Source organism: Chlamydiota bacterium, from assembly GCA_012729785.1.
Lineage (GTDB): Bacteria > Auribacterota > Tritonobacteria > UBA1439 > UBA1439 > UBA1439.
This window is the reverse complement of sequence record JAAYCL010000019.1, coordinates 1-10,553: the sequence shown is the minus strand read 5'-3', so window position 1 is coordinate 10,553 and position 10,553 is coordinate 1. Positions and strand designations below refer to the sequence as shown.

Sequence of the window (10,553 nt, the reverse complement as noted above, 5' to 3'; positions counted from 1 at the left end):
CAATCCAGTGCTTCACTGATACTCAGCCCGGCTGGCAAGAGAAGAGCGTGGAAGTTCAGTGCAGGGGGGCAGGCCTTACTGGCAAGGTGTCTTTACGCTTGCCTTCTGCCTACATAGGTGACCCCTATGCTTCGTAGCGGATTCCAAGGGAGGCGTAGGCCCATTCGAGGTCTTCGTCGTGGTGGGTCTGGAGGACCTTGTCCAGTTGCCTGCCGAGGGGAATCGCTTCGTGGACGGAGATTCTGGAGATTGGGGGGGCGGTTTCTGAGGCTCGGCGGGCGGGATTCCGTTTGCCCACTACCGAATCCCCCGTAACTCGTTGCGCGGGAGGATGGTAGCGCCATGGGGATTTGAACCCCAGTTACCGGGTTGAGAACCCGGTGTCCTAGACCAGACTAGACGATGGCGCCTTCCCAACAGTCGCCGGTTTCCCGTTTCCAAGGCGCGCTGCTCCGAAAAACCGGAAACCACACCGCAGAAGCAGTGGTGAAGTGGCTGCGGGACCAGGATTCGAACCTGGACTAACTGGTCCAGAGCCAGCCGTCCTACCGTTAGACGATCCCGCAGCGCAGACGACAGAGTATAGCAGATCCGCCAGGGATTGCGACAGGAAAGAACCTCACCCTACGGTGTGCCGAAACCTTCCTGCCTCCCCGGCCGGTATCGCACGCGGGGAAACCACGATGTGCCGCCTGTGGGGATTCAGACGGGACCGATCCCGCGCTCGGCCAGCTCGTGGTAGTACTCCTCTTTCAAGGAGGCGATGTACGGCAGGTGCCGGTATCGATCCTCGTAGTCGAGACCGTAGCCGAGCACGAAGACGTTGGGAATCTCGAACCCCACGTAGTCGGCCTTGATGTCGATCAACCGCGTCTCCTTCTTCTCTAGGAGGACGCAGATCTTGATCTCATTCGGCTTGAATTTCTGCAGGTACTCCTTGACGAAGGCGAGCGACCTGCCGGTGTCGAGGATATCGTCCACCACCAGCACGCTCTTGCCCGCCACCTCCACCGTGATCCCCTTCTCGAGCGTCACCACGCCGAGCGATTTCGTGCTGTTCCCGTAGCTGCTCACGCCGATGAAATCGAACGCCAGCGGACGCGTGAAACCGCGGACAAGGTCCGCAAGGAAGACCACGCTGCCCTTGAGCACCGCGACCATGACAAGGTCCTTGCCGCGGAAATCCCCGTCGATGCGCTTCACCATCTCGGCGATGCGCTTCGAGATCTGCTCCTGGCTGAACAGGACCGTCTTGACGATCTTTTTCATCGGTTCGCACAACCCGCGAGAGGCGGAAGATTCTTTCGAAGACAAAAAAGCCAGGATTTCTCCTGGACTGCGCGCCCGCCGGAGCGCCGTGCGCCCCACGGGTCATTTCTGACGACGGCTCCCTGACGACGAAAGCCCGCCCGGGGGACAGCCCCCTAGAAGCTGATCCAGATATCTCCCGTGATCTCGATGATGGGATCGCTCATTTCCGTTTTTCCTTTCGCGCCCGCTCAAAGACGCGCCCCATGCACACAAAGAATATGCCCGAGGCCGGTTCCTGTCAAGGGCTATTCGTCATTCAACGGGTGCGCCCCCCTCTCCCCCTTTCGCCGCACTGTTCGTCTCGACGGCGGGTGGCGCCTGCGCGAGTCTCGAGATCCTCGCCTCCGCGTCCTTGGCCAAATCGCTGGAGCCGTAGTCGGCGACGAGCTTCCCGTATGCGGCTTTCGCGTCGTCCGGACGGCGCATCTCCTCGTAGCAGGCGCCGAGGCCCAGCAGCGCCCGTGGGGCGGAGAACGAGCCGGGGTACCGCTCCGCCGCCCCCCGGTACCGCTTCTCGGCCTCGTCGAACTTCTTCTGCTGCGCGCAGAGCATCCCCGCGAACACCAGGGCGTCCGGGGCGAGATGGTGCGCCGGGTACGAGCGGGCGAGCAGGGCGAACGCCTCCTCCGCCTCCTGGTAGCGCTCCTCGTCCGCGAGCTTCCTGCCCAGACGGAACAGGGCGGCCGGCTCCGCGGGGCTTCCGGGGTAGGTGTCCACGACCGCCTTGTACTCCGCGGAGGTCCCCGCGGCATCGAGGGCGATTGCGGCGTTCTCGTTGTAGGCGCGCAGCTGATTCAGGTACGCCATGCCGGCGAGAACGGCGCCGGCTGCGGCCACCGCGGCGGCCGCGCACAGCGCCCTGTGCCTCCCCACCCAGTCGAACAGCTGGTAGGCGGCGAGAACAAACCTGTCCTCGGGTGTCTGGTCGAACCGGTCCCTTCTCGACATTCGTTTTCCCCCCCGGCCTCAGCCGCGCCGCTTCTTGATCGCCGCCCAGAACCGCTCCGCGTTCTGGCGCGCCTTCCGCGCATCCTCGTCGCTCAGCCCCGCGCCGCGCGTGACGCGGAGATGGTCCTCGGGGCAGAGCAGGTCCCGCGGGGAGTGCGCGTCGGAGCCGACGAGCAGTTTGGCGCCAACCGCGACCGCCTGGCGCGCCACGAGCCCGTTCGCCAGACAGTGCCCCTGCCGCGCCGAGAGCTCGAGGAAGATCCCGCGCGACGCGGCCTCGCGGGCCTGCCGCGGAAGGAGAAAACCCGGGTGGGCGAGGATATCGATGCCCGCCTTCAGGGCGGCGTCGTTCGTCCCCGCCTTCACCGGCTCCGCGAGCGTCTCGCCGTGCACCATGACATACTCGGCGCCGAGCTTCCTGCAGCGGGCGACGAGCGGCGCGATGAGCGGCGGGGGCACATGCGTGATCTCCGCGCCCGGGATGACGTCGATGTCCATCACCTCCCGGAGATCGCAACAGACGGAGACGAGGCGCGGGATGACGAGATCCGCGTTCGATCCGTCCACGTGGTCGGCGATGCCGAGGGCGCGGTACCCCTTCTCCTCCGCCCTTCTCGCCAATTCAGAGGGGATCAACTCACCGTCGCTCAGCAGCGTATGCGCGTGAAAATCGATCATGATCGGCTCCACAGTGCCGCACCCTTCCCCTGGAACCCAGGAACGACCAACTCCCCGATGCATGCATGGTGCGCCCGGCGCGAGTCGAACGCGCGACCCCAGGATTAGGAATCCTGTGCTCTATCCTTCTGAGCTACGGGCGCAGACGCCGCCCCCCCCGCCCCCGGCCGAGGGGTGGGGGTGCGCGACAATCTCGACAAGACAGTCGCCGTCAGGTGCGCTAGTGTAGCATACAATGCCCCGCGCTCCTATCCGGAGATTCCTGCTTCCCGCGCCCGGTCCGCGGGAGGCGGGGGCAAGGAGCGCGGCGGCATGTCTCGCCGCGCCGTGACGGCGGAGAGACGAACGCGCGCAGGCGCACGGGAAGACGCCGCAGCTGCCGCGTTCGCTCGGCGCCCGCCCTGACCGCGTAGTCGGCGGCGCTGCGCGCGTGCGCGGCCACATGCGCGGTGGCGGCGGCGTGGCCTGCCGCGCGCGCCGCGGCGGCCGCCGCCGGATCCCCGGCGCCGCGGGCGGCGGCGTGGGCGGCGAACGCCGCGGCCCGAGCCGCGGCCATCGACATACGCCCGCGGGCCCAGGCGCGCGCCGCGGCGATGGCCTCGCGGGGCCGCGCGTCGCCCGGGACGCGCCGCTCGAAGACCGTCAGGACGCCCTCCGCGCATTCCGCGGCCCAGCGCGCGAGTCGTATCCGGTCGCACACCCCGATTTTCCGCGCGCTGCGGCGTGGTGCCGCGCGGACGGCGCGGGAAACGGCGCATTTCGTCGAACGCTGCTTCATACGCAACGGCCGCGCGGCCGCCCTCAGCGCGAGGGGAGCGTCACGGTGAACGTGGAGCCCTTCCCGGGGGTTCCGGAAACAACGATCGTCCCCGCGTGACGGTCGACGATGGTCCGGACGAGGTGGAGGCCGAGGCCGTTCCCCTTGACCCGCCCCGCCTTCTTCAGGCGCACGAACGGTTCGAAGATCCGTTCCCGGTCCTCCGCCTCGAGGCCCGAGCCGGTGTCCGCGACCTCGAATACGTACCCGTCCTCCGTTGCGCTCGTCCGGAGGGTGATCGTCCCCCCCGGGGAGGTGTAGTTGACGGCGTTGGAGACCAGATTGAACGCCGCCTCCTCCAGCAGGAGCCGGTCCCCGTACGCCGTACACGGTTCCGTCGACAGCGCCAGAACCAGACGGTGGGATTTCCCCGCCGCGGCCTCGGCGAAAACCTTCGCGGCCTTTTCGGCGACGGCGTTCAGGTCCACGGGCCCGCGCGCGATCTCCTCCACCGACGTCATCCTCTCGTAGCGGAGGATCCCCTCCACCAGACGGCGCATCCGCATCATCGAGACGTCGATGCGCTCCAAATCGACGCGATCGGCGTCCCGGTTGCAATGGCGAAGGATCTCGATCCCCCCCATGAGCGACTGCAGGATGTTGTTGAGATCGTGGACCAGCATCCGGATCATCGCGCTTTTGAAGTTGTTGATCTCCTCGAGCGAATGCAGGAGGCGGGAGTTCTGGATGGCGATGGCCGCCATCGCCGCGGCCTGCGTCAGGAGCCACAGATCGTCGGGGGTGGCCTTGTGCGTCGTCGCGTAGAGGGCGTAGAGGACCCCCAGCACCTCGTCGCCCTGCGCGATGGGGACGCCGGTGTAGGCCATGACGCCGCCCTCGGGGATCATCGGGTTGGCGATGAACGGGTCGCGGCGGGTGTCGGGGACGAGAACGGGCTCGCGGTGGTCCACGACCCAGCGCGTCGCGCCGCCCTCGCGCCGCACGCGGCGCGACACCTCCGCGCCGATGTTGGTGGAGGCGCCGTGCTTGAAGACCCCCTGTCGGCGGTCCCAGAGGACGATGCTCGAGTCGGCGCAGCCGAGGAGGCTGCGGGTGTGCGTGACGATCGTCTCGAGGATGGAGCGCAGTTCCTTGCGGGCGTTGATGGCGAGACTGATCTGGAGGAGCGACTCCCCACGGTCGGTGAGCGCGACGCGCTTCTGGTTGGTCACGTGTCCTGCCCCGTCTCGGCGTCACGGCGCGCGGCGCAGCCCGCGCGCCACCGCCGCAATTGTACCGATGCGCCGGACCCTGTCCAGCTGAAAAGGAGCCCCGGCCCCGGCTCAGACCCCCCGTCCGGCCGCCTTGAGCACATACAGCGCGTCGACGGTGACAAACGGGTTGCCCTTCCTCACGTGCCGCGGCCCCCAGTCCGCGTAGGTGCCGCGGGTCTCGATCCGGCGCTCCCGCCTCGCGTTGGTCCACTCGACGGGGAACGTGCCGTCGGCAAGGCGTTTGCGTTCGAGCAGGTCGAGGGCGAGGCGGCAGCGCCGGTCGCGCACCAGGCCCATCTCCGTCATCACGAGGAGCACGCTCAGCAGATCGTAGAAGCGGATCGGGTACTGGATCTTGTCGACAGGCCCTCCCCATTCAGGCTCGATGAGCGCCCCGTCCCCCATGCGCCAGAGCAGATGCCGCCGGAGCAGGAACTCGGTCGCTTTGTTCGCGGCGCGCCGCGCCCGGTCGTCCCCGGTCGCGCGATGCCAGGCGGCCAGCCCTCGAAGCGGGAGCAGCGTCTCCTGCACGGAGGAGGTGTGCGCCCCCGGACGCTTGTCGCAGTTCCAGCCGCCGTCCGGCCACTGAAAGGCTGCCAAACGATCCACGAGGAGGGGCGCGCGCGCTTCATCGACGATGCCCAGTTCGAGCTGCGACCAGATGGCGACACCCTCCATCGAGGCGCAGCGGCGCGGCCTCTCGGGCTGGTCGGGATAGATCGCCGTGCTGGGGGGCTTCAGGAACGCCGGCGAGAAGAGCCAGTCCATCACCCGCCGGCGCAAGGGGAGCAGCCTCTCGTCCCCCGGCGGGAATCCGATCTCCGCCAACGAGTACAGGGTCCAGTGCGGCCCCTGCCACTTGCGATAGGGACTCCAGCGCTCCATGCAAAGCCCGCGCAGGAGATCCCGCGCCATCCCGGACTGCCCGACGGCACGCCGCAGGTCGCGCATCGAGCGGGACTGCTCCGATTCGCCGGCAAGCAGTCTCCTCGCCCGATAGGCCACGACCGGATTGTCATCGGCGCATAGCGCGCTGGTCAGCGTCATGCGACGCGTCGGCCCCCGCGAGCATTCACCATGCGCGGCGGCGTCCGCGTCACGGCTGGATGCGGCCGCGCGCGACGCGCGGATGGGAGGGACCGCATCGTGTATTTCCCGCACCCCCGCCTCACTCCTCTTCCGAGGCGTACTGGACGAGGGAGAGAACGTCGAACCCCTCGAGCTTTTCCCTCCCCTTCAGGAAGGTGAGCTCGATGATGAAGGCGATCCCGGCGATCCTGGCGTCGAGCTGCGCGGCGAGCTGCGCCGTCGCGGCGGCGGTCCCGCCGGTGGCGAGCAGGTCGTCCACGATGAGGACGCGACTCCCGGCGGGGAAGGCGTCCCTGTGGATCTCGAGCGAATCGGTGCCGTATTCGAGCTCGTACTCGGCGCTGAAGGTCTCGTGCGGGAGCTTCCCCTTCTTCCGCACGGGCACCACCCCCGCCCCGAGCGCATAGGCGATCGCCGCCCCGAAGATGAAGCCGCGCGACTCCATGCAGACGACCGTCTCGATCCTTTTGTCCCGGCACCAGTCGCAAACGGCGTCCACCGCCTCCCGGAAGAGCCGCCCGTCGCGGATCAGCGTGGTGATGTCCCTGAAGACGATCCCCTTCTTCGGAAAATCCGGCACGCTGCGGATCGCATCCCTGAGCCTCTTGCCGTCGGTGGCCATCGTGTCCCCCTCCCTCCGTCGCCTAGACTAGAAGTCGTGGAATCCCCGGTTCGTCTCCGCCAGGATCGCCTTCAGCTTCCTCAGCCCCGCCTCCTGTATCTGCCTGACCCGCTCGCGCGTGATGCGATACCTCTTCCCGATCACGGTGAGGGTGCTCGGGGAACACCCCTGGAGGCCGAACCGCATCTTCAGGATGCCCGCCTCGCGCGCGCTCAGCTTGTCCAGCAGCTCCGCGATGTTCCCCTGCACCACCTCGTCGGAGATGAGCTTGGACGGGGAGATCGTGTCGACGTCCTCGATCACCTTGATCAGCTCGTTGACCCCCTCCCCGTCGATGGAGGAGTGGAGCGAGCGCGGCCTCCGGTCCATCTCCAGCATCTGCCGCACCTTCTGGACCGGGATCTTCAGCGCTTTGGCGATCTCCTTCGGCTGCGCGGGCCTGCCGTACCTCTGGGTGAGCTCCTCATCCTTGCGGTGGATCCGCTGGATCTTCTCCATCATGTAGACGGGGATGCGGATCATCTTCCCCTGATTGGCCAGCGCCCGCAGGATGAACTGCCTGATCCACCAGGCCGCGTAGGTGCTGAGCTTGTTCCCCTTGCGCACGTCGAACTTGTTGACCGCCCGCATCAACCCGAGGTTCCCCTCCTCGACGAGATCGAGCAGGGAGAGGCCGAGATGGGCGTACCGGCGCGCGATCTTCACCACCAGCCGGAGGTTGGCCTTGATCAGGTGCTGGCGGGCCTTCTCGTCGCCGCGGGCCGCCTTCCGGGCGAGGGCGATCTCCTCCTCGCGCGTGAGCAGAGGGATCTCCCCGATATCGCGGAGATAGAGCTGGACCGTGTCCTTCCCGCCCATCCGTGGCCCTTCTCCCCCGGGAAGGGGGGATGCCTCAGCGCCCGCCCCGGCGCCTCGCCGCGCGGGCGCGCCTGCGGGACGGCTTCGCCGCCGCCTTCTCCTCGAGCGCGGCCTGCGCCGCCGCGAGTCGCGCGATCGGGACGCGGAACGGCGAGCAGCTCACGTAGTCGAGCCCGATCCGGTGGCAGAACTTCACCGACTCCGGCTCCCCGCCGTGCTCGCCGCAGATGCCCACCTTCAACCCGGGCCTCACGGACCGGCCGCGCTCCACGCCGAGGCGCATCAGGTAGCCGACCCCGTCCTGGTCGACCGACTGGAACGGGTCCTCCGGCACCAGCTTGTCCGCCACGTACTTCGCCAGGAAGACCTGCGCGTCGTCGCGGGAGAGGCCGAACACCGTCTGCGTCAGGTCGTTGGTCCCGAAGGAGAAGAACTCGGCTACCTGCGCGATCCGGTCGGCGGTGATCGCCGCCCGCGGAAGCTCGATCATCGTCCCGACGGTGTAGGCGACCTTGCGGCCGCGCGCCGCGAAGACCTCGCGGGCGACCCGGTCCACGACCGCCCTCTGCGCCTCGAGCTCCGTGACGACCCCGACGAGCGGGATCATTATCTCCGGCCGGACGGGGAGCCGCTCGGCCGCCACCTCGACCGCCGCCTCGAGGATGGCGCGCGCCTGCATCTCGGTGATCTCGGGGTACACGATCCCCAGCCGGCAGCCCCGGAGGCCCAGCATCGGGTTCGCCTCGTGGAGGCTGGCGATCTTCTGCCGCAGCAGCTCCTCCGCGATGCCCATCTTCGCCGCCAAGTCACTGATCTCCGCGTCCCCGTGAGGGAGGAACTCGTGGAGCGGCGGGTCGAGCGTACGGATCGTGGCCGGCAGCCCCTTGAGGGCCCGGAAGATGCCCTTGAAGTCCTCCTTCTGCATCGGGAGGATCTTCGCGAGCGCCGCGCGGCGCCCTTTGGCATCCTCCGCCACGATCATCTCGCGCACCGCGTCGATCCGGTCGCCCTCGAAGAACATATGCTCGGTGCGGCAGAGCCCGATGCCCTCCGCCCCGAAGGCGATGGCGTTCCGCACCTGGTCCGGCTGGTCCGCGTTCGTCCTGACCCCGAGCCTCCGCGCGGCATCCGCCCACTTCATCAGCGTCGCGTAGTCGCGGTAGATCCGCGACTCGCCCGGCCGCATCGTCTTGTACAACACGACCCGCAGCACCTCCGAGGGCAGGGTCTTGATGGGGCCCGCGAGCACCTCGCCCGTCGAGCCGTCTATCGAGATCGGCTCCCCCTCCCTGACGACGACGCCCTTCACCCGCATCTCGCGGGCGCGGTAATCGATCTCGAGCGCCCCGCAGCCGGCGACGCACACCTTCCCCATCTGCCGGGCGACGAGCGCCGCGTGCGAGGTCATCCCGCCGCGCGCCGTGAGGATGCCCTCGGCCGCCGACATCCCGCTGATGTCCTCCGGGGAGGTCTCGATGCGGACGAGGATCACCTTCTCGCCGCGCCCCGCCGCCTCCTCGGCGTCCGCCGCGTTGAACACCACCGCGCCCGAGGCGGCGCCGGGTCCCGCGTTCAGCCCCTTCGCCAGGAGCCGCCCCCCGTCGGTCGCCCTCTTCTTCTCGGCGGCGTCGAAGACGGGGCGCAGCAGCTGGTTGAGCTGCATCGGGTCGATGCGCCGCAGCGCCTCGTCCCTCCCGATCAGCCCCTCCTTCACCATCTCCACCGCGATGCGCACCGCGGCGAAGCCGGTCCGCTTGCCGGAGCGCGTCTGGAGAAGCCAGAGCCTCCCCTTCTGGATCGTGAACTCGAGGTCCTGCATATCGCGGTAGTGCCTCTCGAGCTTGCGGTAGATCCTCTCGAGCTCCGCGTAGGCGCGGGGCATCTCCTCGGCGAGCTTCGCGATCGGGTTCGGAGTCCTGGTGCCGGCGACGACGTCCTCGCCCTGGGCGTTCAGGAGGTACTCGCCGTAGAAGCGCTTCTCGCCTGTGGCCGCGTCGCGCGTGAACGCCACGCCGGTGCCGCAATCCCCGCCCATATTGCCGAAGACCATCGCCTGGACGTTGACGGCGGTGCCCCAGTCGTCGGGGATGCGGTTGAGCTTCCGGTAGGCGATCGCGCGGGCGTTCTGCCAGGAGCCGAAGACCGCGCCGACCGCCTTCCAGAGCTGGGCGCGCGGGTCCTCCTCGAAGCCGTGGCCGGTCTTCTCCTTGATGGCCGCCTTGAAGTCGCGGACGAGCCCCCGCAGGTCGCCGGCGGTGAGCTCGGTGTCGTTCTTCACCCCGCGCGCCTTTTTCACCCGCTCGATGATCTCCTCGAACGGGTCCACGTCGTCCTTCTTTTCGGGCTTGAGGCCGAGGACGACGTCGCCGAACATCTGCACGAAGCGGCGGTAGCAGTCCCACGCGAAGCGCTCGTTGCCCGTGCGGCGGGCAAGCGCCTCGACCGTCACGTCGTTGAGGCCGAGGTTGAGGACCGTGTCCATCATCCCGGGCATCGAGGCGCGGGCGCCGGACCGCACCGAGACCAGGAGCGGGTTCTCCGCGTCGCCGAAGCGCGCCCCCATCGCCTTCTCGACGCGGGCGAGGGCGCGATCGACCTCTCCCCGGATGCCCTTGGGGTAGCTCCGCTTGTGCGTGTAGTAGTGCGTGCAGACCTCGGTGGTGATGGTGAAGCCGGCCGGGACCGGGATGCCGAGGTTGGTCATCTCGGCGAGGTTGGCCCCCTTCCCGCCGAGGAGCGCCTTCATCGAGGCGTCGCCGGCCGCCTTCCCCGCGCCGAAGTAGTAGACATAGCTGTGCATCGTATGCACCCCCTGTGTGGAAAATCAGCCGAACAGAACATTACAGTATACCGCAAACCCTCCTGCCGCACAAGATATTCGCGCGGCCATGTAATAGCAAAGTTAAAATGTCCTATTTCTAGCAAAGTTAAAATGTCCGGTTTTGAGATTCACTCCGTGGAGAGTGCATCTTCCCTTGGCCCCCTAGGGGGCCGAACCGAAAACTTGTCAGTATAT

Annotated in this window: 8 protein-coding genes and 3 tRNA genes; all 11 read right to left on the bottom strand. The window is 67.9% G+C overall.

The window, feature by feature from the left end:
- Positions 1–332 precede the first annotated feature (332 nt).
- The 11 genes from GXY35_04090 to GXY35_04040 all read right to left on the bottom strand — a co-directional run bounded on the left by GXY35_04090 (position 333) and on the right by GXY35_04040 (position 10,337).
- Positions 333–410, bottom strand: a tRNA-Glu gene (locus tag GXY35_04090).
- A gap of 82 nt (positions 411–492) precedes the next feature.
- Positions 493–566: transfer RNA gene (locus GXY35_04085), tRNA-Gln, on the bottom strand.
- Positions 567–702: 136 nt separating this feature from the next.
- On the bottom strand, positions 703–1,269 hold the full coding sequence (hpt, locus tag GXY35_04080) for a hypoxanthine phosphoribosyltransferase (GenBank protein NLW93763.1): 567 nt from the start codon (positions 1,267–1,269) through the stop codon (positions 703–705).
- A gap of 294 nt (positions 1,270–1,563) precedes the next feature.
- Entirely contained in the window at positions 1,564–2,259 is a 696-nt protein-coding gene (locus tag GXY35_04075) for a tetratricopeptide repeat protein (protein ID NLW93762.1), read from the bottom strand.
- 18 nt (positions 2,260–2,277) lie between these two features.
- Positions 2,278–2,937: a histidinol phosphate phosphatase domain-containing protein gene (locus GXY35_04070; protein NLW93761.1), complete on the bottom strand. Its 660-nt coding sequence runs from the start codon at positions 2,935–2,937 to the stop codon at positions 2,278–2,280.
- A 66-nt stretch (positions 2,938–3,003) separates the two neighbouring features.
- Positions 3,004–3,080, bottom strand: a tRNA-Arg gene (locus GXY35_04065).
- A gap of 658 nt (positions 3,081–3,738) precedes the next feature.
- The gene (locus GXY35_04060; GenBank protein NLW93760.1) at positions 3,739–4,926 is read right to left on the bottom strand and encodes a GAF domain-containing sensor histidine kinase; all 1,188 of its coding nucleotides are present in this window, start codon (positions 4,924–4,926) and stop codon (positions 3,739–3,741) included.
- A gap of 111 nt (positions 4,927–5,037) precedes the next feature.
- Positions 5,038–6,015, bottom strand: coding sequence for a hypothetical protein (locus GXY35_04055; GenBank protein NLW93759.1), 978 nt, complete (start codon positions 6,013–6,015; stop codon positions 5,038–5,040).
- 121 nt (positions 6,016–6,136) lie between these two features.
- Positions 6,137–6,679, bottom strand: a complete 543-nt coding sequence (gene apt, locus GXY35_04050; GenBank protein ID NLW93758.1) for an adenine phosphoribosyltransferase — start codon at positions 6,677–6,679, stop codon at positions 6,137–6,139.
- A gap of 27 nt (positions 6,680–6,706) precedes the next feature.
- On the bottom strand, positions 6,707–7,537 hold the full coding sequence (locus GXY35_04045) for a sigma-70 family RNA polymerase sigma factor (protein NLW93757.1): 831 nt from the start codon (positions 7,535–7,537) through the stop codon (positions 6,707–6,709).
- Positions 7,538–7,571: 34 nt separating this feature from the next.
- Positions 7,572–10,337 (bottom strand): pyruvate, phosphate dikinase, encoded by a 2,766-nt coding sequence (locus GXY35_04040; protein ID NLW93756.1) that lies wholly within the window; start codon positions 10,335–10,337, stop codon positions 7,572–7,574.
- Between the last annotated feature and the right edge of the window lie 216 nt (positions 10,338–10,553).